At 63.0% G+C, this 22,292-nt stretch carries 24 protein-coding genes; 5 read left to right on the top strand and 19 right to left on the bottom strand.

Translation table 11 applies throughout. The features are described 5' to 3' along the window. Positions 1–238: 238 nt before the first annotated feature. Genes ACP7B7_RS22110 through bamE form a run of 3 tightly spaced genes read right to left on the bottom strand, consistent with a single transcriptional unit; the run spans position 239 to position 2,097 of the window. Entirely contained in the window at positions 239–565 is a 327-nt protein-coding gene (locus tag ACP7B7_RS22110) for a barstar family protein (RefSeq protein ID WP_426078086.1), read from the bottom strand. An 8-nt stretch (positions 566–573) separates the two neighbouring features. Further along, on the bottom strand, positions 574–1,383 hold the full coding sequence (dapB, locus tag ACP7B7_RS22115; protein ID WP_426078087.1) for a 4-hydroxy-tetrahydrodipicolinate reductase: 810 nt from the start codon (positions 1,381–1,383) through the stop codon (positions 574–576). An 18-nt stretch (positions 1,384–1,401) separates the two neighbouring features. Beyond that, positions 1,402–2,097 (bottom strand): outer membrane protein assembly factor BamE domain-containing protein, encoded by a 696-nt coding sequence (gene bamE, locus ACP7B7_RS22120; RefSeq protein WP_426078088.1) that lies wholly within the window; start codon positions 2,095–2,097, stop codon positions 1,402–1,404. Between the two features lie 123 nt (positions 2,098–2,220). Here bamE and fur point away from each other — a divergent pair, with 123 nt between their 5' ends. Further along, the gene (gene fur / locus ACP7B7_RS22125) at positions 2,221–2,652 is read left to right on the top strand and encodes a ferric iron uptake transcriptional regulator (protein ID WP_308924116.1); all 432 of its coding nucleotides are present in this window, start codon (positions 2,221–2,223) and stop codon (positions 2,650–2,652) included. Positions 2,653–2,670: 18 nt separating this feature from the next. On the opposite strand, the gene hrcA is transcribed toward fur, so the two are convergent. Together hrcA and ACP7B7_RS22135 are read right to left on the bottom strand one after the other, a co-directional pair. Next, a complete protein-coding gene (gene hrcA, locus ACP7B7_RS22130) occupies positions 2,671–3,687 on the bottom strand; it encodes a heat-inducible transcriptional repressor HrcA (RefSeq protein WP_308924115.1) in 1,017 nt (338 codons plus the stop codon). 97 nt (positions 3,688–3,784) lie between these two features. Continuing rightward, complete coding sequence (locus tag ACP7B7_RS22135; protein ID WP_426078089.1) at positions 3,785–4,510, bottom strand: HAD family hydrolase; 726 nt, start codon at positions 4,508–4,510, stop codon at positions 3,785–3,787. Positions 4,511–4,744: 234 nt separating this feature from the next. Here ACP7B7_RS22135 and ACP7B7_RS22140 point away from each other — a divergent pair, with 234 nt between their 5' ends. Beyond that, positions 4,745–5,347, top strand: a complete 603-nt coding sequence (locus tag ACP7B7_RS22140) for a hypothetical protein (RefSeq protein ID WP_426078090.1) — start codon at positions 4,745–4,747, stop codon at positions 5,345–5,347. Positions 5,348–5,383: 36 nt separating this feature from the next. Beyond that, the gene (locus tag ACP7B7_RS22145; protein ID WP_426078091.1) at positions 5,384–5,989 is read left to right on the top strand and encodes a hypothetical protein; all 606 of its coding nucleotides are present in this window, start codon (positions 5,384–5,386) and stop codon (positions 5,987–5,989) included. Positions 5,990–6,154: 165 nt separating this feature from the next. Here ACP7B7_RS22145 and mmsB read toward each other — a convergent pair whose 3' ends face one another. Genes mmsB through ACP7B7_RS22170 form a run of 5 tightly spaced genes read right to left on the bottom strand, consistent with a single transcriptional unit; the run spans position 6,155 to position 11,652 of the window. Then, a complete protein-coding gene (gene mmsB / locus ACP7B7_RS22150) occupies positions 6,155–7,063 on the bottom strand; it encodes a 3-hydroxyisobutyrate dehydrogenase (protein WP_426078092.1) in 909 nt (302 codons plus the stop codon). A gap of 20 nt (positions 7,064–7,083) precedes the next feature. Then, the gene (locus ACP7B7_RS22155) at positions 7,084–8,199 is read right to left on the bottom strand and encodes an enoyl-CoA hydratase/isomerase family protein (protein ID WP_426078093.1); all 1,116 of its coding nucleotides are present in this window, start codon (positions 8,197–8,199) and stop codon (positions 7,084–7,086) included. Further along, positions 8,192–8,977 (bottom strand): enoyl-CoA hydratase, encoded by a 786-nt coding sequence (locus ACP7B7_RS22160; protein ID WP_426078094.1) that lies wholly within the window; start codon positions 8,975–8,977, stop codon positions 8,192–8,194. Before ACP7B7_RS22160 ends, ACP7B7_RS22155 begins: the two co-directional genes overlap by 8 nt. Next, complete coding sequence (locus ACP7B7_RS22165) at positions 8,974–10,134, bottom strand: acyl-CoA dehydrogenase family protein (protein WP_426078095.1); 1,161 nt, start codon at positions 10,132–10,134, stop codon at positions 8,974–8,976. The genes ACP7B7_RS22160 and ACP7B7_RS22165 overlap by 4 nt, the downstream gene beginning before the upstream one ends. A gap of 9 nt (positions 10,135–10,143) precedes the next feature. Continuing rightward, complete coding sequence (locus ACP7B7_RS22170) at positions 10,144–11,652, bottom strand: CoA-acylating methylmalonate-semialdehyde dehydrogenase (RefSeq protein ID WP_426078096.1); 1,509 nt, start codon at positions 11,650–11,652, stop codon at positions 10,144–10,146. 146 nt (positions 11,653–11,798) lie between these two features. Here ACP7B7_RS22170 and ACP7B7_RS22175 point away from each other — a divergent pair, with 146 nt between their 5' ends. Continuing rightward, a complete protein-coding gene (locus ACP7B7_RS22175) occupies positions 11,799–13,187 on the top strand; it encodes a short-chain fatty acyl-CoA regulator family protein (protein ID WP_426078097.1) in 1,389 nt (462 codons plus the stop codon). A 164-nt stretch (positions 13,188–13,351) separates the two neighbouring features. Here the strand turns inward: ACP7B7_RS22175 and ACP7B7_RS22180 are convergent, their stop codons facing one another. Genes ACP7B7_RS22180 through ACP7B7_RS22215 form a run of 8 tightly spaced genes read right to left on the bottom strand, consistent with a single transcriptional unit; the run spans position 13,352 to position 20,513 of the window. After that, the gene (locus tag ACP7B7_RS22180; RefSeq protein WP_426078098.1) at positions 13,352–14,407 is read right to left on the bottom strand and encodes an adenosine deaminase family protein; all 1,056 of its coding nucleotides are present in this window, start codon (positions 14,405–14,407) and stop codon (positions 13,352–13,354) included. Positions 14,408–14,447: 40 nt separating this feature from the next. After that, positions 14,448–15,392 carry a nucleoside hydrolase gene (locus tag ACP7B7_RS22185; protein ID WP_426078099.1) on the bottom strand — a complete coding sequence of 315 codons (945 nt, stop codon included), beginning with the start codon at positions 15,390–15,392 and terminating at the stop codon, positions 14,448–14,450. A gap of 11 nt (positions 15,393–15,403) precedes the next feature. After that, positions 15,404–16,435, bottom strand: a complete 1,032-nt coding sequence (locus ACP7B7_RS22190) for an ABC transporter ATP-binding protein (RefSeq protein ID WP_426078100.1) — start codon at positions 16,433–16,435, stop codon at positions 15,404–15,406. Positions 16,436–16,446: 11 nt separating this feature from the next. After that, positions 16,447–17,226, bottom strand: coding sequence for an ABC transporter permease (locus ACP7B7_RS22195; protein WP_426078101.1), 780 nt, complete (start codon positions 17,224–17,226; stop codon positions 16,447–16,449). Beyond that, on the bottom strand, positions 17,223–18,062 hold the full coding sequence (locus ACP7B7_RS22200; RefSeq protein ID WP_426078102.1) for an ABC transporter permease: 840 nt from the start codon (positions 18,060–18,062) through the stop codon (positions 17,223–17,225). Before ACP7B7_RS22200 ends, ACP7B7_RS22195 begins: the two co-directional genes overlap by 4 nt. Positions 18,063–18,098: 36 nt before the next feature. Continuing rightward, a complete protein-coding gene (locus ACP7B7_RS22205; RefSeq protein WP_426078103.1) occupies positions 18,099–19,121 on the bottom strand; it encodes an ABC transporter substrate-binding protein in 1,023 nt (340 codons plus the stop codon). A 58-nt stretch (positions 19,122–19,179) separates the two neighbouring features. Further along, entirely contained in the window at positions 19,180–20,295 is a 1,116-nt protein-coding gene (locus ACP7B7_RS22210; RefSeq protein WP_426078104.1) for a porin, read from the bottom strand. 14 nt (positions 20,296–20,309) lie between these two features. Further along, positions 20,310–20,513, bottom strand: coding sequence for a hypothetical protein (locus ACP7B7_RS22215; protein WP_426078105.1), 204 nt, complete (start codon positions 20,511–20,513; stop codon positions 20,310–20,312). On the opposite strand from ACP7B7_RS22215, the gene ACP7B7_RS22220 reads away from it, so the two are divergent. After that, positions 20,512–21,429 (top strand): LysR family transcriptional regulator, encoded by a 918-nt coding sequence (locus ACP7B7_RS22220; RefSeq protein WP_308924098.1) that lies wholly within the window; start codon positions 20,512–20,514, stop codon positions 21,427–21,429. The two genes, ACP7B7_RS22215 and ACP7B7_RS22220, sit on opposite strands and share 2 nt — an antisense overlap. Here ACP7B7_RS22220 and rsmA read toward each other — a convergent pair whose 3' ends face one another. Continuing rightward, positions 21,430–22,209 (bottom strand): 16S rRNA (adenine(1518)-N(6)/adenine(1519)-N(6))-dimethyltransferase RsmA, encoded by a 780-nt coding sequence (rsmA, locus tag ACP7B7_RS22225; RefSeq protein ID WP_426078106.1) that lies wholly within the window; start codon positions 22,207–22,209, stop codon positions 21,430–21,432. Positions 22,210–22,292: the final 83 nt, after the last annotated feature.

A 22,292-nucleotide genomic window follows, 5' to 3' on the forward strand; every position in this document is an offset into this window, starting at 1 on the left:
GGTGCGAGATCTACATCGCTGGCTTTGAGCCTAAGGGCGGATACGGCATCCAGTTACCCGGTCTTGATATGCCTACCGAGAATTTTGACAGCGGTCGATGTTGTTCGCAACACCACCAACCGCATGAGAGGAATAATACAAGGTCGGATTAGGCGCAAAGCGCCGTAATCCGACAACATTGTTGGCGCCGGTGGTGTTGTCGGATTACGGCCTGCGGCCTAATCCGACCTACGGTGATTTACTTGAGTATCAATTTCAACGCCGGCTTCTCGCCATAATCCTCATAGCGCTCGTTGATGCCGGCGATACAGAACGTCACTTCTTCCAGCAGGTCCGGCGCCTGCGCCTTCAGCGTGTCGGCATCCTGCACCACGATCTCCAGCACTTCGTTCGGCTTCAAACGAAATTTGCTCATGCCGTCCTCGTCGCGCAGGTAGCTGAGGCAATCGACCCAGGCGTCCATGCTGTTGCCATAAAACTCAGGGAAACCGAAGGCCTGCACGCATTGCGCGTGAAAGCTTGCTTCGTCGGTAATTGCTTTTCCATTCAGGATGGCAGTGGCCATGGTCTTCCTCAGTTCTTCAGCGACAGCACGTCCTGCATGTCGTACAGACCGGTAGGCTTGTCGGCCAGGAAACGCGCGGCGCGCAGGGCGCCGTGGGCGTAGGTGACGCGGCTGCTGGACTTGTGGCTGATCTCGATGCGCTCGCCGATGCCGGCAAACAGCACCGTATGGTCGCCGACGATATCGCCGCCGCGGATGGTGGCAAAACCGATGGTCGACGGGTCGCGTTCGCCCGTCACGCCTTCGCGGCCGTACACGGCGCATTCCTTCAGGTCGCGGCCCAAAGCCCCCGCCACCACTTCACCCATTTGCAGGGCGGTGCCCGACGGCGCATCGACCTTGTGGCGGTGATGGGCTTCGATGATTTCGATATCGTAGCCTTCGGACAAGCTTTTCGCGGCCAGTTCCAGCAGCTTCATGGTGACGTTCACGCCCACGCTCATGTTCGGCGCGAACATGATGGCGGTCTTTTCGGCGGCGGCGGCAATCGCCGCCTTGCCGGCCTCGTCGAAACCGGTGGTGCCGATGATCATCTTGATGCCGTGCTCGGCGCAGTACGCCAGGTGCTGCAAAGTGCCTTCGGGACGGGTGAAGTCGATCAGGTAGTCGGCATGGGCCAGGCCTTTGGCCAGCTCGGATTCGATCGCCACGCCGGCCGGCTTGCCGAGGAAAGCGGCGGCATCCTGGCCGATCGATGGCGCACCGGCACGGCCGAGCGCGCCGGCCAGCACGGCGTCGGGCGCGTTGCCGACGGCTTCGATCAGGATATGGCCCATGCGGCCACTGGCGCCGGCGATTGCAATTTTCAGTTCAGTCATTTTAATGTGTACAGCAACTTATTTGGTGGGGGCAGGTGCCGGCTCGGCCGGCGTCGCGGCTGGCGTCACGACGGGCTTGGTCACCGGGATCATCGCCGGCGTATTGTCCGGGTTGGCCGGCACGGCGGACGGCGCCACCGGCGACGGCACCACGGCGGCCGGCGCACCGGCCTTGGCCAGCTTGGCGAATGGCGACGGGCCGGCGATGCGGTCGATATATTCTTTTTCGGTCGGCAGGTTGCCGCCTTCGAAGCGCGCGACCTTGCCTTCCTTGTCAAAGTAGACGACCACGCGGCTGCTGGTGGTTTCGCCACTACCGCGGGCCAGGCGGAACGGGTAATCCCAGCGGTCGGCGTGGAACAGGTCGGCCAGCAAAGGCGTACCGAGGATAAAACGCACCTGGTCGCGCGTCATGCCTTCTTTCAGCTGGGCCAGCATCTCTTCGGAGACAAAGTTGCCTTGCTGAATGTCCGGGCGATATGGCGAGAAAAACCACATGAATTTCTGCAGCGGTGTAACTGTCGTGGTCTGGGCGCCCTGGTCGGGCACGACTTCCTTGCCTTCTTTCTGGGTGATCGCCGGTTTTTCACCAAGGATGCCACGGCTGGCACAGCCGGTCGCCATCAGCGCAACGCAAACCAGGCCTGCAACGACCGGTGCTCGGAATGAAATACGGTGACGCAAGGATGGCAATACAGCCGGTGTGACGCGCATAAATGACCTCAATTTGATGAACAAAACGCCAGGAGTGACTGGTCCACCCAAAAATGCTTATTTTGGCACTCGCCGACAAAACGCTATATGATAAAGCACCTGACCCACATACGAGCAACAAACATGAGTAACAATCCTAGTGATCTCAAGGCAAGCGGCCTGAAAGCCACCCTGCCACGGCTGAAGATACTCGATATCTTCCAGAGTAGCCCGGTACGCCACCTGACGGCGGAAGACGTCTATAAAATTCTTCTGGCCGACAATATGGACGTCGGCCTGGCAACTGTCTACCGTGTCCTGACCCAGTTCGAACAAGCTGGATTGCTTAACCGCAACCATTTTGAAACGGGCAAGGCCATTTTCGAGCTCAATGAAGGCTCGCACCACGATCACCTGGTGTGCCTCGATTGCGGCAGGGTCGAAGAATTCTTCGACGAGTCGATCGAAATACGCCAGCAGAAAGTGGCTGAAGAGCGCGGCTTCAAGATTGCCGAACACGCGCTGGCCATCTATGGCAACTGCATCAAGCCAGCCTGCCCGCACCGGCCAGCCTGACGCAACGCTGCTACGGCCTTAATGATGGCTCAATGCATTTGAGAGCAATTTGGCCGTAATATCGACAATCGGAATGACCCGCTCGTAGGCCATGCGGGTCGGTCCGATGACTCCCAACGTTCCCACGATCTTGCCGTTGACTTCATACGGCGCCGTCACCACGCTCATTTCGTCCATCGGCACCAGGTTCGATTCGCCGCCGATAAAAATCTGCACGCCGGTGGCCTTGCTCGACACATCGAGCAATTGCATCAGCCCCGTCTTCTGCTCGAACATGTCGAAGAGCTGACGCAGCGAACTCATGTTCGATGACAGATCGCTCACGCTGAGCAGGTTGCGCTCGCCCGAAATCACCATGTCGTCGCTATGGTCGGCCATCACTTCGCTGCCCGCCTCGACCGCCACCTGCATCAGGCTGCCCATATCGTCGCGCAACTGGCGCAGCTCGCCCTGCAGGCGCACGCGCACGGCGTCGAACGACAGGCCGCCATAATTCTGGTTGATATAGTTGGCCGACTGGATCAGCTGCGACGGCGTATAGTCCGCTTCCGTCAGCAGCAGCCGGTTCTGCACGTCGCCGCCCGGCCCGACGATCACCAGCAGGATGCGTTTTTCGGACAGGCGCAAGAATTCGATCTGCTGGAACACGGATTCACGGCGCGGACTCAGGACCACGCCGGCGAACTGCGACAGCGAGGACAGCATCTGCGCGGCGTTGGCGATGGTTTTTTGCGGCTGCTGGGTCTGCAGGCGCAGGCGCGAGTCGACCATGTGCTCGTCCAGATGCCGGACCGTCAGCAGGGTGTCGACAAAGATGCGGTAGCCGCGCGGCGTGGGAATGCGGCCAGCCGAGGTATGCGGGCTGGACACATAGCCCTGCTCTTCCAGGTCGGCCATGATGTTGCGGATGGTGGCCGGCGACAGGTCGAGGCCGGAAATCTTCGACAAGGCGCGCGAACCGACCGGCAGGCCGTCGGCGATATAGCGCTCGACCAGGGCTTTCAGCAGGGTTTGGGCACGAAGTTCGAGTTGCATGGTGTTTTCAGTTATACAAGTAGGCTGGCATGCAACAGGCGAACGCCGGCGCTGCAGCAACAGCAGCCATTATGCACGTTCGCCCGCGCAACGGCGATCAATCTTCCAGTTGCGCCTGCAGCCAGAGCAGCAATTCATCAAAGTTGGCGCAGATGGCGTCGGGCCGCACGCCGGCCGCCAGGTGGGCGTCGCTGCCGCGCCGGTTCATCCAGACGGCCCGCATGCCCGCATCCTGCGCCCCCGTTACATCGAAATACAGATCGTCGCCCACATACACGGCCTCGTGCGGCGCCACGCCCAGTGCTTCGCAGCCGGCCAGGAAAATCGACGCGTCGGGCTTGGCCACGCCAAACTCGCTGGCGGCGATCGATACTGTAAAGTGCTGCGCCAGGCCGATAATTTCAAGGTCGGCATTGCCATTCGAGATCGAACCGACCAGCAGCCGCTGCTGCATCCAGGCCAGGCCGGGCAAGACGTCGTCATACGGCGTGACCCGGTTGCGGGCGGCCAGGAACTGCCTGACGGCGTCATCGACCAGGGCCGGATCTTCACCGGCCGCGGCGAACGCCGTCAGCAGGCCGGCGCGGCGCAACTCGATCAGATTGCCGTGATAGTGCGGCTGTGCATTGAGCATGTCGAGCCGGTGCCGGCGCAGCGCCTCGATGGAAAACTGCTGCGCCACCCGGGGCGCGTGGCTGGCCAGCCAATCGTGCAGCAGGGTTTCGGCGGCGGCGATCACGGGCGCGATCGGCCACAAGGTATCGTCGAGATCGAACAGGATGGCCTTCGGCGGAACAACGGTGTGGACAGCGGTAGTGGTCATGGCGGCAATCATTATCAGGGCACAGGCAAGCCCTATTGTCGCACCGATCGCAGGGCGCGGCATGCCGGCTGGCGCCGCATATGCGGACGAATCAGGGCTGGCGCGGGAAAAATTGTTACAGGGTGATACAAGGCAAGATCAATCGCCTTGCCAGATAGACTAAAATAGGCGCCATTCCAATGCGGCGCCAGCGTCCGTGTTGCGCTACCCTACCTAATTCGTTTTGGAGAATGTATGAAAAATGTATACCTGCGCTCGATGCTGGCGGCGGCTTGCGCTGCCACACTGGCAGCCTGCGGCGGCAGCGGCGGCAATATGTATTTGAGCGGTTCGGTGATCGGCCTGGCCAAGACCGGCCTGATTCTGCAAAATGGCGGCGAAGAGCTGCCCGTGACAGCGGGCGCCAGCAGCTTTGTGTTCGTCAACCTGATCAAGTCCGAAGACCGCTACGATATCAAGATCAAGCAGCAACCGAAGGGAGCGACTTGCACGATGACCAATGGCAGCGGCAAGGCGAACAGTTATTCCGTCTCGACCGCCTATGTCTCCTGCATTACCGACACGTATGCCCTGGGCGGCTCGATCACCGGCCTGAACGCCAGCGGCCTGACCCTGGTCAATGGCATCAGCGGCAGCATCAGCCCGCTGCAGGGAGCGTTGACCTTTACCTTCCCGGCGGTCGCCGACGGTTCCACCTATAACCTGTCCATTTCCAGCCAGCCGGCCGGCCTGACCTGCAAATTCCAGGGCTCGACCAGCCCCGACGGCCACGATATCGTTGGCGTCATGGGCTCCGGCCCCGTCAGCTCGTTGGCACTCAACTGCGCACCGAAGTAAGCCGTGCGATCCGTGAACACCCTTTTGGAGAAATACATGAAGTCATCCTGCCTGCGCCCTCTCGCCGCGCTGTTGCTGACCGTCGGCCTGGCGGCTTGCGGCGGCAAGGCCTCGTACGATGTATCGGGCACCATTTCGGGCCTGAGCAATGCTGGCCTGGTGCTGGCCAACGGCAGCGACACCGTGTCGCCGGCCGTCGGCGCCACCACGTTCACGTTCCCGAAGCGCATCGACTACGGCACCAACTACACCATCACGGTGAAAACGCCGCCGGCGCACATGAATTGCAGCGTATCGGGCGGCACCGGCTCGGCAGGCCTGTATGTCAGCATTCAGGCAGCTGTCAGCTGCCAGCAAAACGCCTATACGGTCGGCGGCACCATCACCGGCCAGACGGTGGACGGCCTGGTACTGGGCAATGGCAGCACTGCAGCCCAGTTGACGGTGGCCAAGGCAACGGCCACCTTTGTCATGCCCGATTCGGTGGCCGATGGCAATTCCTACGGCATCAGCGTCATCACCAGCCCGGTCGGACAGACCTGCACGGTGGCGACCAATCCCGCCACCGGACTGTCGACCGGCGTCGGCATCATGGGCGAGGCAAAAGTCGAGAGCGTCCGTATCGTCTGCACCACGCCTTGATCGGCCGGCACACAATCAGATATCACCAATTCGTATACTCGGTATTTGAAAGATAAATTGGAGTTATATGTGGCGATGCAGCATACTGCATCTGTCTCCTCCAACTCTTCCAAGAATTGGATTTAGCCCGCTTTTACCAGCGGGCTTTTTTTTGCCCAAAAATAATCAAGCGGCGGCAGGCTTGCCCGGCGCGCCATGGAACAGTTGCACGATGCTGGAAAAATCCTGGCCGCCATGGCCGGCCTGCGCATGCAGCTGGTACAACTGGCGCACCAGGCCACCCAGGGGCGTGGCCGCGCTGGCCGACAGGCTGGCTTGCTGGGCCAGGCCCAGGTCTTTCAGCATCAGGGCCGTGCCGAAGCCGCCGCTGTAATTGCGTGACGCGGGCGCCGTGTCCATCACGCCCGGCCACGGGTTGTAGACTTCCAGGGTCCAGTTGCGGCCCGAACTCTTGGCCATGATGTCGGACAGCACGGACGGATCGAGCCCGTGCGCCACGCCCAGGTTCAGCGCTTCGGCCGTGCCCGCCATCAAGATTCCCAGCAGCATGTTGTTGCAAATCTTCGCCACCTGGCCCGCGCCAGCGTCGCCCGCATGGAAAATATTCTTGCCCATCTTTTCCAGCAGCGGACGGGCGCGCTGCAAGGCGTCCGCTTCGCCGCCGACGATAAAGGTCAACGTACCGGCTTGCGCCCCCGCCGTGCCGCCGGACACGGGGGCGTCCAGCATGGCAAAGCCGCGCGCGCTGGCCGCCTGCGCCACCTGGCGCGCCACCTCGGCGGCAATCGTGCTGCAGTCGATCAGCAGGGCGCCCGGCTTGGCCGAGTCGAGCACGCCACCATCAAGAAGGTACAGCTCCTGCACGTGTTTGTTAGCCGGCAGCATGGTAATGACGGCGTCGGCCGCCTGCACCGCCGCACTGGCGGACACCGCCGCCGTGGCGCCGGCGGCGACCAGCGAGGCCATGGCCTCCGGCGCCAGGTCGAATACCGATACATGAAAGCCGGCCGCGACCAGGTTGCGCGCCATCGGCGCCCCCATGTTGCCCAGGCCGATAAAGGCGATATGTTGCATGGTGTCTCCTCTTGTTTGTCTTATGCCAGGTCGGCCAGCGGATGCTGTGCCCATGGCGCCTGGAAATAGCCGTCCAGGTAGCGGTCGTCCAGTTCGCCCAAGCTGGCGGGGCGCCATTGCGGCGCATTGTCCTTGTCGATCAGCAAGGCGCGCACGCCTTCGGCAAAGTCGGGATGGGCGCAGCACTGCACCGCCACGATCAGTTCCAGTTGAAATACTTGCGCCAGGCTCAGGTGCCGTGTGCGCTCGCGCATGGCCCACACCAGGGCGGCCGAACTCGGCGCGCCCTTGACCAGCGAGTGGGCCGCTTTTTGCAGCCAGGCGGACTCGCCCTCGTAGGCGGCAATCGCCGCCACCACCTCTTGCAAGGTCGGTGCTTGCGTCAGCGCGGCGATGGCGTCGAAATTGGCGCGCACCGGCGAGGCAGGCAGCAGCGAGGCGGGCGCCGCTAGGGCGCGCAGCAAGCGGTCCAGCTGCTGGTGATTCGCTTGCGCTTCAGGCTGCCATTGCGCCAGCGCCAGCGCATCGAGCACCAGGGCGCGCGCCTCCTGCTGCAGGAAATAATCGCCCAAGCCGACGAACAGCGCATCGGCCGCATTCATCGGCGCGCCCGTCAACCCCAGGAACAGGCCGCTGCGCCCCGGCATGCGGCCCAGGAACCAGCTGCCGCCCACGTCGGGGAACAGGCCGATGGTAATTTCCGGCATGGCGATGCGCGTGCTTTCCGTTACCACCCGGTGGCTGGCGCCCGCCATCAGGCCCAGGCCGCCACCCATGACGATGCCGCCGCCCCACACCAGCAGCGGTTTCGCATAGGTATGGATGCGGTGGTCGAGCCGGTACTCCTCGGCAAAGAAGGCCAGCGCCTGCGGGTTCGGCACCACCCCAGGCTGCTCGACCACGGCCGTGCGCAGGCTGCGCACGTCGCCGCCGGCACAAAAGGCCTTGTCGGTCGACGACTGCAGCACCACGCAAGCAATCTGCGCGTCATCCGCCCAGCGCAGCAGCGCGCCGTCGATGGCGCGTATCATCTCCAGGGTCAGGGCATGCAGGGACTTCGGTGCGTCGAGCGTGATGACGCCCAGCTTCATGCCGCCGGGGCAGGCGCGCTCTTCAATGTTTACAGTCTCAACCATTCTTCCACTCCGCCGTGCGTTTTTCCAAAAAGGCCTGCACGCCCTCCTTCTGGTCCTGCGTTTCGAACAGGCCCAGGAACAGGGTGCGTTCATCGGGCAGCGACTGCGCCAACGGTTTGCTGCGCGCGCCCTGGATCAGCGACTTGGAGGCCGCCACGCTGCCCGGACTCTGGCGCGCCACCTTGGCCGCCAGCGCCAGCGCGGTGGACAACGCTTTGCCGGTCGGCACGACTTCCTCGACCAGGCCAATCGACAAGGCCTTGGCCGCGTCCACCCGCTCGCCACATAAAATCATGCGCTTGGCCCAGCCTTCGCCGACCAGCCACGGCAGGATCTGCGTGCCGCCCGCGCAGGGCAGCAAGCCCACCGACGCTTCCGGCAAGGCCATCTGCGCATGCTCTTCGGCGATGCGGATATCGCAGGCCAGCGCGCATTCGAGTCCGCCGCCCATGGCGTAACCGTTGATGGCGGCGATGCTGACGCCACGGAATGCCGACAGCGCCTCGAACGCCTCGCCAAACGCGGCCGCCATATTGAAGGCCATGTCCTTGTCGCCGTCGGCAAACAGTTTCAAATCGGCGCCGGCCGAAAAGAACTTGGCGCCGCCACCGGTGATCACCAGCGCGTACACCTGGTCGTCGGCGTTCAGGTCGGCCACCAGCTCCCTGAGCGCGCCCAGGCTGGCCAGGGTCCAGGTATGGGCCGGTGGATTGTCCAGGGTGATCTGCACCACATGGTCGTGGCGTTCCACTACTAAGTTGCTGTAAATCTTGGTCATCGTAAAGTCTCCGTGGCGCCATCCTTGAGGATCGCTCGCGCGATAATCAGGCGCATGATTTCATTGGTCCCTTCCAGGATCTGGTGTACCCGCGTGTCGCGCACATGGCGCTCGAGCGGATACTCGCGTATATAACCATAGCCGCCATGCAGCTGCAGCGCTTCATTGCAGACATTGAAGCCGATATCGGTGGCGAAGCGCTTGGCCATCGCGCAATAGGCGGACGCGTCCGGACTTTGCTGGTCGAGTTTCCAGGCGGCCAGGCGCACCATCTGGCGCGCCGCCACCAGTTCCGTCAGCATGTCGGCCAGCTTGAATTGCAGGGCCTGGAACTGGGCCAGCTCGCGGCCGAACTGCTTGCGCTCCTGCATGTAACCCTGGGCGCGCGTCAAGGCGGCCTGCGCCGTGCCCACCGAGCACACGGCAATATTGATGCGCCCGCCGTCGATGCCCTTCATGGCAATGCTGAACCCTTCGCCTTCCGCGCCGAGCAGGTTGGCTGCCGGCACGCGCACCTGGTCAAAACTGATAATGCGCGTGGGCTGGCTGTTCCAGCCCATTTTTTCTTCCTTCTTGCCGTACACGATGCCGGGCAGGTCGGCCGGCACGGCAAAGGCCGAAATGCCGCCCGCGCCTTCGCCACCTGTTCTCGCCATGACGATCAGCATGTGCGTCTGGCCGGCGCCGGAAATAAACGCTTTCGTGCCGTCGAGCACATAATGGTCGCCATCCTTGACGGCTTTGGTGCGCAGGGACGCCGCATCGGACCCCGACTGCGGTTCCGTCAGGCAATAGCTGGCCAGTTTCCGGCCGGCGGCCAACTCTGGCACCCACGAGTCGCACAAGGCTTCCGATCCCCAGCGCGACAGCATCCAGGTGGCCATATTGTGGATGGTGATATAGGCCGTGGTCGAGGTGCAGCCGCCGGCCAGCTCCTCGAAGACGATGGCCGCATCCTGGCGGCTCAAACCCAGGCCGCCCCAGCGCTGCGGCGTGTACAGGCCGCAAAAGCCCATCTCGCCGGCTTTCGCAATCGTCTCGACGGGAAAGATCGACTCCGCGTCCCAGTGCGCCGCATGCGGCGCCAGTTCGCCGGCGGCAAACGCGCGCGCGGCGTCCTGGAACTCGCGCTGCTCGTCGCTCAGTTCAAAGTCCATGGCCGCTCCTTACTTGAGGCTGATGGTGGTATTGACCTTGCCCACCGAGGCCGAGTCCGTGAACCAGCGCTGGGTAATCGTCTGCGTCTGCGTGTAGAACAGCACCACCTGCTTGCCGAACGGCCCCAGGTCGCCCAGCTTGGAGCCGCGCGAACCGGTAAAGCTGAACAGGGGAACAGGCACGGGAATCGGCACATTGATGCCGACTTGCCCCACGTCGATTTCTTCCTGGAAGTAGCGCGCGGCCGCGCCGCTCTGGGTGAACAGCGCCGTGCCATTGCCGTTGGGATTCGCGTTCACCAGGGCGATCGCTTCGTCCAGCGTGTCGACCTCGACCACGATCAGCACCGGGCCGAAGATTTCCTGGTCATACACGACCATGCCGGGCTTCACGCCAGAGAGTATCGTCGGGCCGACAAAGTTACCGTTCGGATAGCCATCGACTTTTACGTCGCGCCCGTCCAGGGTCAGGGTGGCGCCCTCGTCGACACCCCTGGCGATCAGGCCGAATACACGTTCTTTTGCCGCGCACGAGATCACGGGACCGAGGTCCGGATTGTCCTTGCCGGCGCCCACCGTCAGGGTCTGCGCCTTGGCGGACAATTCCGGCAGCCAGTCGCGCGCCTCGCCCACCAGCACGGCCACCGAGGCCGCCATGCAACGCTGGCCGGCCGCGCCAAAGCCGGCGCCCAGCAGCTGGTTCAGGGTCTGCTCCTTGTTGGCGTCCGGCAGCACCACGGCGTGGTTCTTGGCGCCCATCATGCACTGCGCGCGCTTGCCATTGAGGCTGGCGCGCTGGTAGACATGGGTGCCGACCTTGCTCGAACCGACAAACGAGATCGCCTTGATATCGGGATGGTCGCACAGCGCGTTGACCACGTCCTCGCCGCCATGGATCACGTTCAGCACCCCGGCCGGAATACCCGCCTGCAAGGCCAGGCGCACCAGCTTTTCCGTCACCAGCGGGTCCTGCTCGGACGGCTTCAAGACAAACGTATTGCCGCAGGCGATCGCCATCGGGAACATCCACAGCGGGATCATGGCGGGGAAGTTGAACGGCGTAATGCCGGCGCACACGCCCAGCGGCTGCAGCACGCTATAGGTGTCGACGCCGCCGGCCACATTCTGCGCATATTCGCCCATCTGCAGGGTGCCGATATTGGCCGCATGTTCCACCACTTCCAGACCACGGAACACATCGCCTTCCGCGTCGAGCAGGGTCTTGCCCTGTTCCATGGTGAGGGTGGCGGCCAGGTCGGCCATGTTTTCGCGGATCAGCTGCTGCAGTTTCAGAAAGATGCGGGCGCGCGCGCCAATCGGCGTCTTGCGCCATGTCTTGAAGGCGCGCTGGGCCGAGGCGATGGCCGCGTTGACTTCGTCCGGCGTGGCAAACGGCACGCGGGCCAGCACTTCCTGGGTGGCCGGGTTGACGACATCGCGCCAGACGGTGGTGGTGGACTCCACCCACTCGCCGTTGATCAAAAGGGGGACGGTTGGAACAGCAGCTTGATGGGTCACGCGGTCTCCTGGGTTTTATGGAATAAGGTGTTTGCATTATTCGCACAATGGCGGCGCCGTACAAGGCGTGAAAATGCGAGCATCTGCCAAGCCAGTTCTGTTAATCTGCGAAGATTGCAAATTTACAGACTCCACAGGAGACCACAATGGCCAAGGTATTCATGGGCGTGCGCCTGCAGCGCCTGCGCGAGGAGCGGCGCATGACGCAGGCGGCGCTGGCCAAGTCGCTGGGCATCTCGCCCAGCTACCTGAACCAGATGGAGCGCAACCAGCGCCCGCTGACGGTGCCTATCCTGCTGCGCATCGGCAGCGTGTTGAATGTCGATCCGCAGATCTTTTCCGAGCACGACAGCGCCAGCCTGGTGGCCGATGTGCGCGATGTCTTCGGCGAATTGCCGGACGCGCCGCCGACCTCGATGGCGGAATTGAAAATGCTGGTGGAGAACATGCCCGACCTGGCGCGTTCGATCCTGCTGCTGCAGCGGCGCTACCGCGTGATGGCGGAACGGGCCGATACCCTGGCCGCGCGCCTGGACGACGGCAGCCGCGGCGACAGCACCCTGGCGCTGGCGCCCTCGACCGATGAAGAAGTGCGCGAATACCTGAACCGGCGCCAGAACTATATCGATGAACTGGACCGGGCGGCCGAGCTGGTGGCCGGTGAACTCGTCCCGCAGCTGCGCATGCGCGACGCGCTGCAGGCGAGGTTATTGGAGCGGCACGGCATCCGTGTTGAACTGTCCGACGGCGACGCCGGCATGGTGCGCAAGCACCGCTACGACGCGCAGCAGAAAATCCTGTGGCTGCCCGACACGCTGACAGGCGGCCAGCGCGCGTTCCAGATGGCGGCGCAGATCAGCCTGCTGGAACACAGCGCGCTGATCGATGCGCTGGTGCTGGCCGCGCAGTTTTCCGGCGCCGGCGCGCAGAGCAGCGCGCGGCTGGCGTTGTCGAATTATTTTGCCGGCGCCCTCCTGATGCCGTACCAGCGCTTTTTGCAGGCGGCCGAAAGCCGCGCCTACGATATCGAACGCCTGGCGCAGCAGTTCGGCGTGGGCTTCGAGGCCGTCTGCCATCGCCTCAGTACCCTGCAACGGCCCGAAGCGGCCGGCCTGCCGTTTTTCTTTGTGCGCGTCGACCGCGCCGGCAATGTCTCAAAGCGCCAGTCGGCCACCGATTTTCACTTTTCAAGGGTCGGCGGCACCTGCCCGCTGTGGATCGTCTACGACGCCTTCAGCCATCCGGGCCAGGTACTGACGCAAGTGGCCAGCATGCCCGACGGCTGTACCTATCTGTGGATCGCGCGCCAGGTCAGCACCGGCGCGCCGGGCTTCAGGGCGCCCGGCAAGACCTTTGCGGTGGCGCTGGGCTGCGATATCTCGCAGGCGCACCGGCTGATCTATTCCAAGGGACTCGACCTGCGCGACCCGCAGGGCGCCACGCCGATCGGCACCGGCTGCAAGGTGTGCGAACGCCAGGCCTGCCCGCAGCGGGCGTTTCCGTCGCTGCTGCGGGCGCCTGGACCGCTGGCGTGATGCCACGCAGGCAGGCGTCAACCATGTTGTCGGATTACGGCCTGCGGCCTAATCCGACCTACGCTGCCTGGCGTGATGCGGTCATGGATGCGTCAACAATGCCAGGGCCGTAGGTCGGATTAGCCGAAGGCGTAATCCGACATGCCCCGCCCCAACGCCTCCAATTACTCCACCACGCGCGCGCGCAATGCATCGAAGGCCGCCGTAAATTCCATGCGCCAGGCCTGCCGCGTGGCCTCGTCTATCCACGCCGCGTCCAGGCCATTCAACATGAAACCGCGCATGTCGTCGATGCCGAAGCCGAACTCGCGCATCATCAGCCAGGCGCCGGTCGGCGTCACATGGTGCAGGGTCGGGTCGTCCGTATTCGGATGCAGCTTCAATCCCAGTTGCGCCATCGCGCGGATCGGATGGTCAAACGCCCAGCGCTCGGGCGCCAGGGTGCGCAGGTAGTAGGAATTGGTCGGCACCACGGTAAATACAATGCCACGCTCCGCATACTGGCGGGCCAGCTCGGGGTTGTCGACGATGGTATAGCCATGGTCGATGCGATCGACGTGCAGTTCGTCGACGGCGGTGGCCACGTTCATCCACGGCATGCCGAATTCGCCCGCGTGCGCGGTGCACTTGAAGCCGGCCTCGCGCGCGGCGCGGTAGGCTTGCAAAAACAGTTCGGGCGGCCTATCGTTTTCACGGTAGTCGATGCCGATGCCGATCACCTCCGGCGCGCGGTGCTCCTTCATCCATTCCACCATCTGCACGGCTTCTTCGGGCGATGCTTCGCGGTCGATGCTGGGGATCAGGCGGCCGATCACGCCAAAATCGCGCTCGGCGTCGCGGATCGCCGCCACGATGGCGTCCTGCGCCGCCTCATAGCGGATGCCCGACACGCGCACGGTGCCGGTCGGGTTCCAGAAAAACTCGGCATATACCACGCCGTGGCCGTGCGCGTCTTCCAGGTATTCATACGTCAGGCAGTACAGGTCGGCAGGCGCCACGATCAGGTGCGCATCGAGCGCGCGCAGCACGCGCAGCACGCCCACCGGTTTCTCGCCACGCGTATAGAAGGCATCGATTTCCTCGGGCGTGACGATATTGTTCGTCTTGGCGGCCAGGTTGCGGAAGGTGGCCTGGCGCACCGTGCCGAACAGATGGCAATGCAGCTCCACCTTCGGGATGGCGCGGACAAACTGTTCGATGCTCAAAGCGGAATGGGACATGAGTCGTTTCGTGTAAAGGCTAAGGGTAGGCGTAACGGCGTCAGGCGAGGATGGCCGACAGCCGTTGCATCAGGAGTTCAATCGCGGCCGGGCCGTCGGCCAGGTGCGCCACCTGGGTGGTGACGGGGGCGCGGCGCGGCACGCGGAATTCGCACACCGTCATGCCGCGCGTCAGCTCGCCTTTCAGTTCGATGGCGACGTGGGCCGGCAGGAACTGAAACAGCTCCGGCGCTTCCAGGTACAGGGCCACCACCGGGTCATACATCGGCATCGGCACGGAACCGTCGCTGCTGCGGATGCGCACATACGCTTCCAGGTAGCCGGCCAGCATGGTGGCGCGCGCGGTGCCCAGCGCGCGCAGCCGCTCCACTTCCACATTGGTCACCAGCAGCTGGCGGCACAGGTTCAAACCGAACATGCGCAGCGGGATGCCGGCCCTGAAGACCACATCGGCCGCTTCCGGATCGGCATAGATATTGAATTCGGCCGCCGCCGTATGGTTGCCCTGGTCGGTCGAGCCGCCCATCAGGATGATCTCGACGATCTTGCCGGCGATATCGGGCGCTTTTGCCAGTGCGGTGGCGATATTGGTCATCGGTGCGATCGCGATCACAGTGATCTCGCCCGGATGGGTGCGCACGGCGGCGATCAGGGCGTCGACCGCATGGCCGGGCGCGTCCACGGCGGCACCGGGCGGCAGGATGGCTCCCGTGGTCGGCATGCCGCTGTCGCCGAGGATGCGCTGCGCCGTTTCGATGGCGCCGGCCAGCGGCTGTTCGCAGCCGCGGTAGACCGGCACGCTCAAACCGTCATGCGCCTTGATGCGCAGCGCGTTGTCATAGGTGATGTCGACCGGCGCATTGCCGGTGACGATGCTCACGCCCAGCCAGTCGACCTCCGGATTGCTGCCCAGCAGCAGCATGGTCAGCCAGTCGTCGAAGCCGGGGTCGGTGTCGAGCCAGATTTTTTTCAGGGGTTTGTCCATGGCGGTCTTCCTCACTCGGCCAGGCACAGCGCGCTGTCGGGCGGCAGCACGAAGGAGACCGCCGTGTCTTCGCGCCAGGCCGCGCCGCCGGCCGCGCAGATGCCCTTGACGGGCCCCAGCGGGGTGTGCAGCAGGTATTCGACGGTGTCGCCCAGGAAGCCGCGCGCCAGCACGGTGCCGGGGTATTGACCTGCGGCATCGTCTGCCGCGCAGACGCGCACCCGGTCCGGACGCCAGCCCAGCACGCTGGTGCCGGCGTTGACGGGCGCCGGGTACGGCAGGCTGGCGCCCGCGTGGTGCAGCGCGCCGTCGCGGTAGTCGAACAGGTTTTCAAAGCCCATGAAGTTGGCGACAAAGCGCGTCGACGGCGTGTTGAACACGGCTTCCGGCGCGGCCAGCTGCTCGATGCGCCCGCCGTTCATGACAACGATGCGGTCGGACAGCGCCAGCGCTTCTTCCTGGTCGTGGGTCACGTACAGCATCGTGATGCCCAGCTCGCGCTGGATGCGGCGCAGCTCGGCGCGCATCTGCACGCGCAGCTTGGCGTCCAGGTTCGACAGCGGTTCGTCCAGCAGCAACAGCGCCGGCTCGACCACGATGGCGCGCGCCAGCGCCACGCGCTGCTGCTGGCCGCCCGACATCTGCGCCGGCAAGCGGGTCTCGAAACCGGTCAGTCCCACCGCGGCGATCACCGCTTCCACCTTGCTCTTGATCTGCGCCGGCGCGACCTTGCGCAGGCGCAAACCAAAAGCGATATTGTCGTACACGTTCAGGTGCGGGAACAGCGCATACGACTGGAACACCATGCCGATATTGCGTTTGTTGGGCGCCAGCTTGCCGATCTCGCGGCCATTCAAAACGATGCGGCCCGACTGCAGCGGCATCAGGCCGGCGATCGCGCGCATGGTGGTGGTCTTGCCGCAGCCGCTGGGGCCCAGCAGGGAAATCAGTTCGCCCTGCTCCACCTGCAGGTCCAGGTCCTTCACGGAGGTCGTGTTCTTCGCGTAGCCGAGGTTCAGCTTGTGCAGTTCCAGATAACTCATGGTGGTGTGCCTTACATGTATTTTGAAATGCCCAGGACCTTCTCGGTCACCATCACGAAGGCCATGGTGAACAGGACCAGCAGGGTCGACAGGGCGGCGATCGAGGGATCGAAACTGTTTTCCATATGGCCCAGCATCTCGATCGGCAAGGTGCTGATGCCCGGTCCCGTGAGGAACAGCGACACCGGCACCTGGTTGAACGAGGTGACAAAGGCGAGGAAGAAGGCGGCGATCACGGCGTTGCGGATATTCGGCAGCACGATCATGAAAAACGCGCGCAGGCGCGAGGCGCCCAGGGTAATGGCGGCGTCCTCGATATCGACCCGCAGGTTGACCAGGCTGGCGTACACCACGCGCACCGAATACGGGATCAACAGCGCGATATGGCCGATCAAGAGGCCCGCATACACCGGCGCATTGATCGTCAATACCAGGTGGTGCAGCAGGCCCAGGCCAACCAGGATCGCCGGAATGATCAAGGGGGACGTCAGCACCTGGCGGATCGCGCCGATGCCGGGCGGCGGCATGCGCGAAAACGCATACGCGACCGGAATGCCCAGCGCCAGTGCAATGATGGTGGCGATCAGGCCGATCTCCAGGCTGGTCTGGAAGGCGCGTCGGAACTCGGGCGCGGCCCACACTTCCAGGATCCAGCGCAGCGAGTAAGACTCGGGCGGGAAGGCCAGCGTTTCGCCGCCGGAGAAGCCCGCCAGCAGCACGATGGCGAACGGTCCCAGCAAAAACAGGAACACCAGCCACAGCACCACGCGGGAAAAATAGCTTTCTTTCATACCGAACTCCGACTCGAGGAAATGCGTTTAAGGCCGGCGTTGACCAGCAAGGTCATGGCGACCAGGATCACGGCAATCACATTGGCCGCGCCGAAATCGCTCTCCACGCTGACCTTCTGATACAGCAGGGTTTCCAGCATCAGCACCTTGGTGCCGCCCAGCAGGGCCGGCGTCACATAGGCCGTCACGCAGCCCGTAAATACCAGGGTGCCGCCGACCACCAGGCCTTCCTGCGTCAGCGGCAGGGTGACCTTGCAGAACACCTGCCAGGGATTGGCGCCCAGGGTGGCGGCAGCCGGTTCCACGTCGCGCGGCAGGTTTTCCAGCGCGCCGGCCAGCGACATCAGCATCAAGGGCAGCAGCAGCTGCAGCAGGCCGACGAAGACGGCAAATTCGCTGAACAGCAAGCGCAGCGGCTCGTCCGTAAAAGCCATGTTGACCAGCGCCGCGTTGACGGCGCCGTTGCGGCCCAGCAGCACGATCCAGGCGTAGGTGCGGGCGATCGGCGAGACCATCAGCGGCAAAATCATCATGCCGACCACCAGCCCGCGCCACTTCGGCGACACGCGCGCCACGGCCTGGGCGGCCGGGTAGCCGAGGATGATGGAGGCCAGCGTCACCATGGCGGCGATGCGCAGGGTGCGCCAGAAGATGGTGCGGTTGAATTCCTGCGAGAAGAACTCGACGAAGCGGTCGACGCCCCAGTGCAGGCCGTCGCCGACGCGGAAGGCGTCGACCAGCAGCGCCAGCACCGGCAGCAGGAAGCAGACGACGATGAAGATCAGCGCCGGCAGCACCAGCAGCAAGCCGGTGCGTTTTTTCGGATCAGCAAACATGAGAACCTTTTGTCAGCGTTGCCAGGAAAATCAACATCATTTGCTCATGGCCTTGTTCCACTGCTCCATCCAGCCGGAACGCTGCTTGAGGATGACCGATGGCTTGACGAATTTGAGCGAATTGATCTGGTCCTGGCCATAGGTATTGAACTGCGCGGCCGCCACCGACAGGCGCACGTCCTTGTTGACGGGGGAGTCGACCAGGTTGGTCGCCAGCTGGGTCTGCACTTCCTTGGACAGCCAGAAATCCATCAGCTGGTAGGCGAGATCCGCGTTCTTCGAGCCGGCGACGATGCCCATCACGTTCATGCCGGCCGCCTGGCCTTCGGCCGGGATGCTCCATTTCAGCGGCAGGCCCGTCTTGAGCATCTGCGACCAGGTAAAGCGCGCCACCGGGGCGGCCCAGATTTCATCCTGGGCAAACAGCGCGGCCAGCTGGGCGCTGTTTTTCGAGAACGTCACCACATTGCCCTTCAGGCCGACGATTTTCGCAAAGCCGGTCGCGTAGTCGTCGGTCTTGCCGCCCCAGGTCGCATCGGCCATGCGCAGCATCAGTGGCCCCTGCGTGGTGCTGACGTCAGGCAAGGCCACACGGCCCTTCAGTTCGGGGCGCCACAGGTCCTTCCAGGACGTCAGCGGGGCGATCTTGTCGGTGCGGTACACCAGGCCCACCGAGTACAGCGTATAGCCGACGGCGAAATTGCCGCCGATCGGGTCTTTCGCCGCGTCATACAGCTGGCTGTAGTTCGTCAATTTCGCATAATCCATCTTCTGGATCACGCCCTTCTGCGCCGCTTCCAGCATGCCGGAGTCCGACAGCAGCACCAGGTCGATCACCGGGTTGTTGCGGTGGACCACCAGCTTGGCGATGCGGTCGGCATTGTTCCCCGTTTCCACCTTGATATCGCAACCGCATTTGGCCTTGAACGGCTCGTACACATACTTCATGAACAAGGGCTGGGCGATCGGATAGGCCGAAATGACCAGCTCGCGTTTTTCCGCGTGGGCGGCGTTCGCGGCAAGGCCAAGGCTCAGGGCCAGCAGGAGGGATGTTTTCAAGATGCTTCCTTTCAGGGAACGGCGCTGGCGGGCAGCGCCGGTAAAGATGGGACAGATGTCAGAAATAATGGCGCATACCAAGGATCAGCACGCTTTGCGTCTTGCCGGACGAGGCGCCGAAGCCGAACACGCGCGCGAACGTCGCGTCGCCGGCCGCCTTCTGGTAGCTCCAGGTGATGGCCACATCGGTGCGCTTGGACAGGAAGTAATCGGCCTGAAAGTTGACCTGGTGCCATTTCGGCGTCTTGTTGATCACGTCGTATTTGCCGGTGGTATAGAAATACGAGGCGCCCAGGTTCAACGCTTCCGTCAGCTTGTGGTTCAGGTTCACGTCCACGTTCTGCAGGGTCAGATTGCTCTGGTCCATATAGTGGTAGCGCACATTGGTGTACAGCGCGCCGAACTTGGTCTTGCCCACATTATAGAAGCCGCCCGTGCCGACGATGGCCTGGCTGTCCACGCCCACGCCTTTGACCGCGCTCTTGTTAAAGATCAGCAAGGAGCTGCCATAGTCGTTGCCGATGGCGCCGTTCGGCGATTCGGCCGCGTTCGGATGGTCGAGCTTGGAATACGCCAGCGCCCAGCTGAACGCGTCGGCCTTGTACTGCGCACCGGCGCTGTAGACGCGGTTGCGGCTGGAGCTTTCCGGGTTTTCGCTGAAACCGTACAGGCCGGTGAAGGCAACATTGCTGATGGTCGGGCTGACATACTTGATGGCATTCTGCACGCGCAGGTTGTTGTAGCCATTGTCGTTGTCGCCGATATGCACGCCGTTACTGGCGATCACCACCGGGCCCAGCAGGTCCTTGACGGCCTCGTACTGGCGGCCCAGGGTCAAGGTGCCCTTGTCGTTGCTGGACAAGCCGACGAAGGACTGGCGGCCGAACAGGCGCCCGCTTTGCGCGGCCGTGCCGGTCATCACATTGAAACCATTTTCCAGCACGAACAGCGCCTTGTTGCCATTGCCCAGGTCTTCCTGGCCGCGAAAGCCGATGCGCGGGTTCTGGTTGGTGCCGCTCAGGGCATGTGTCAGGTTGCGGCCATTTTCATCCGAGGTGTAGCCGATGCCGGCCGAGATCAGGCCATACACCTGCACGCTGCTTTGCGCCTGCGCTGCGCCCTGCGCCGCCAGCAAGCCACCCACCACCATCGTTCCCGTCATCCATTTGTTCATTGCCGCCGCCCTGTTCAAGTTATCCGCTGAGTTATTTTTTGAGTTGTACTGTCTGCAGGCGTGGCTGCAGCCGCTGGTGACGGTGCGCCATTCCATGGCTTGCGGGAAAATGTTGCTTTCATAACAAGGCAAGACCAGTTCAGAATATGGTAAATTGCAGGATAAGAAAATTTGTTTATTTTTATAAATCCATTACTTTTTTTGATAAACAGATCCATGCATGAGCTGAATAAAAAAATTTCCTTACGTCATTTACAAGCTTTTGCCACGCTAGCCCGTGTAAACAGCTTCAGCAAGGCTGCACAGGAACTGTGCGTGACCCAGCCGGCGCTGAGCGCCTCGATCAAGCTGTTGGAAAATCAGTTGGGCAATAAGTTGTTTAACCGCACAACCCACCAGCTGGAACTGACGCGCGAAGGCAGGCTGGCGCTCGATTACACCATCCATTTATTGAATACGGCCAGCAATACCTTTGCCGATATCCAGCGCGCCATCGGCAGCGGACGGCACCGCATCCGCATCGGCGCCATCCCGTCGGCGATGGCGATGACGGCGGTGGTGGTGGCGCGCTACAACGAAGAGCATGGCGATGAAGTGGAAATCATGTTATCGGACATGCCCAACGACGGCCTGCTGCAGGCGCTGCATTCAGGCCAGCTCGACTTTTGCGTCGGCATCGAAGTGCCGGGCGCCGTCTCGCTGGAAACGGTGGGCCTGTTCGAAGACGAGCTGGTGCTGGTGACGGCGCGCAGCCATGCGCTGTCGGCGCTGCAGGAAGTGCGCTGGGATCAGTTGTCGGGCCAGGAGATCGTGGTATTCACCAAGGGCAGCATCTGGGAATTCGCCTCGAGCGCGCTGCGCCAGCATGGCCTGCACCCGTCGTCCCTGTACCAGATGGTGCACAGCGAGTCGCTGTACGGCGTGGTGCGCGCAGGCATCGCGGTGGGCGTCATGCCCAGCCTGTACACGACGTTTCTCAACGACGACGACCTGCACGTGGCGCCGCTGCGCCAGCCCACCTGCAAGCGCAAGATCGCGCTGATGCGGCGCAATGAAATCAGCCGCAACCACCATGTCGATCACTGCTTTCTGGCGCTGAAGCAGGATTTGAAGCAGGTGGATCAGTGGTTCTGATCAGGCCGGCGCTTTCAACAAATTCGCCAGCGCCACATACTGCTCCAGCCCCACGGTTTCCGGACGCTTGGTCGGGTCGATGCCGGCGGCGATGATCTGCTCTTCCGTAAACATGCCGGCCAGGCAGTTGCGGATCACCTTGCGGCGCTGCGAAAACGCCTTCATGACCACCGCTTCCAGGGTTTCCTGGTCGCACGGCAAACGTTGTTCAACGGGAATCATGCGCACGATGGCGGACTCGACTTTCGGCGGGGGATCGAAGGCCGTCGGCGGCACGATGAACAGCAATGACATCTTGTAGCGCCATTGCAGCATCACCGACAGCCGGCCATAGGCCTTGCTGCCCGGTTCGGCCACCATGCGCTCGACCACTTCCTTTTGCAGCATGAAATGCTGGTCCAGCACCAGCGGCGCGAAGTCCGCCAGGTGGAACAGCAGCGGGCTGGAAATGTTGTACGGCAGGTTGCCGACGATGCGCAGTTTTTGTCCTTCCGGCACCGGAATCTGCGCGAAATCGAATTTCAGCGCGTCGCCCGAGTGGATCGTCAGCTTGGCAGGATTAAATGTTTTTTCCAGGCGCACGATCAGGTCGCGGTCCAGTTCCACCACGTGCATCTGCTTCAGGTGGCGCAGCAGCTGCTCCGTCATCGCGCCCAGGCCGGGGCCGATCTCGACCATGGCGTCGTCCGGCTGCGGCGCGATGGCGGCCGTAATGTCGTCGAGGACGAAGCGGTCATGCAGGAAGTTCTGGCCAAAGCGTTTGCGGGCAACGTGTTTCATAGTCTGTTTTCTATCAATGCGGTAAAGCCGGCACGGGCCGGCGGGATTGGTTGAGCGGGCAGTGTCGGGTTACGCCGTGCCGG

The sequence above is a fragment of the Janthinobacterium sp. PSPC3-1 genome, from assembly GCF_049896105.1.
Classification (GTDB): Bacteria; Pseudomonadota; Gammaproteobacteria; order Burkholderiales; family Burkholderiaceae_D; genus Janthinobacterium.

What these genes read in the sequence shown, in the direction of transcription:
- ACP7B7_RS22190 (WP_426078100.1), bottom strand. Translation starts at nt 16,435, where the DNA reads ATGAGTTATCTGGAACTGCACAAGCTGAACCTCGGCTACGCGAAGAAC.
- ACP7B7_RS22155 (WP_426078093.1), bottom strand. Translation starts at nt 8,199, where the DNA reads ATGGTTGAGACTGTAAACATTGAAGAGCGCGCCTGCCCCGGCGGCATG.
- ACP7B7_RS22165 (WP_426078095.1), bottom strand. Translation starts at nt 10,134, where the DNA reads ATGGACTTTGAACTGAGCGACGAGCAGCGCGAGTTCCAGGACGCCGCG.
- ACP7B7_RS22200 (WP_426078102.1), bottom strand. Translation starts at nt 18,062, where the DNA reads ATGTTTGCTGATCCGAAAAAACGCACCGGCTTGCTGCTGGTGCTGCCG.
- ACP7B7_RS22145 (WP_426078091.1), top strand. Translation starts at nt 5,384, where the DNA reads ATGAAGTCATCCTGCCTGCGCCCTCTCGCCGCGCTGTTGCTGACCGTC.
- ACP7B7_RS22220 (WP_308924098.1), top strand. Translation starts at nt 20,512, where the DNA reads ATGCATGAGCTGAATAAAAAAATTTCCTTACGTCATTTACAAGCTTTT.
- ACP7B7_RS22160 (WP_426078094.1), bottom strand. Translation starts at nt 8,977, where the DNA reads ATGACCAAGATTTACAGCAACTTAGTAGTGGAACGCCACGACCATGTG.
- rsmA (WP_426078106.1), bottom strand. Translation starts at nt 22,209, where the DNA reads ATGAAACACGTTGCCCGCAAACGCTTTGGCCAGAACTTCCTGCATGAC.
- dapB (WP_426078087.1), bottom strand. Translation starts at nt 1,383, where the DNA reads ATGACTGAACTGAAAATTGCAATCGCCGGCGCCAGTGGCCGCATGGGC.
- ACP7B7_RS22110 (WP_426078086.1), bottom strand. Translation starts at nt 565, where the DNA reads ATGGCCACTGCCATCCTGAATGGAAAAGCAATTACCGACGAAGCAAGC.
- ACP7B7_RS22185 (WP_426078099.1), bottom strand. Translation starts at nt 15,392, where the DNA reads ATGGACAAACCCCTGAAAAAAATCTGGCTCGACACCGACCCCGGCTTC.
- hrcA (WP_308924115.1), bottom strand. Translation starts at nt 3,687, where the DNA reads ATGCAACTCGAACTTCGTGCCCAAACCCTGCTGAAAGCCCTGGTCGAG.
- ACP7B7_RS22180 (WP_426078098.1), bottom strand. Translation starts at nt 14,407, where the DNA reads ATGTCCCATTCCGCTTTGAGCATCGAACAGTTTGTCCGCGCCATCCCG.
- ACP7B7_RS22215 (WP_426078105.1), bottom strand. Translation starts at nt 20,513, where the DNA reads ATGGATCTGTTTATCAAAAAAAGTAATGGATTTATAAAAATAAACAAA.
- ACP7B7_RS22135 (WP_426078089.1), bottom strand. Translation starts at nt 4,510, where the DNA reads ATGACCACTACCGCTGTCCACACCGTTGTTCCGCCGAAGGCCATCCTG.
- ACP7B7_RS22175 (WP_426078097.1), top strand. Translation starts at nt 11,799, where the DNA reads ATGGCCAAGGTATTCATGGGCGTGCGCCTGCAGCGCCTGCGCGAGGAG.
- ACP7B7_RS22210 (WP_426078104.1), bottom strand. Translation starts at nt 20,295, where the DNA reads ATGAACAAATGGATGACGGGAACGATGGTGGTGGGTGGCTTGCTGGCG.
- mmsB (WP_426078092.1), bottom strand. Translation starts at nt 7,063, where the DNA reads ATGCAACATATCGCCTTTATCGGCCTGGGCAACATGGGGGCGCCGATG.
- ACP7B7_RS22195 (WP_426078101.1), bottom strand. Translation starts at nt 17,226, where the DNA reads ATGAAAGAAAGCTATTTTTCCCGCGTGGTGCTGTGGCTGGTGTTCCTG.
- ACP7B7_RS22140 (WP_426078090.1), top strand. Translation starts at nt 4,745, where the DNA reads ATGAAAAATGTATACCTGCGCTCGATGCTGGCGGCGGCTTGCGCTGCC.
- bamE (WP_426078088.1), bottom strand. Translation starts at nt 2,097, where the DNA reads ATGCGCGTCACACCGGCTGTATTGCCATCCTTGCGTCACCGTATTTCA.
- fur (WP_308924116.1), top strand. Translation starts at nt 2,221, where the DNA reads ATGAGTAACAATCCTAGTGATCTCAAGGCAAGCGGCCTGAAAGCCACC.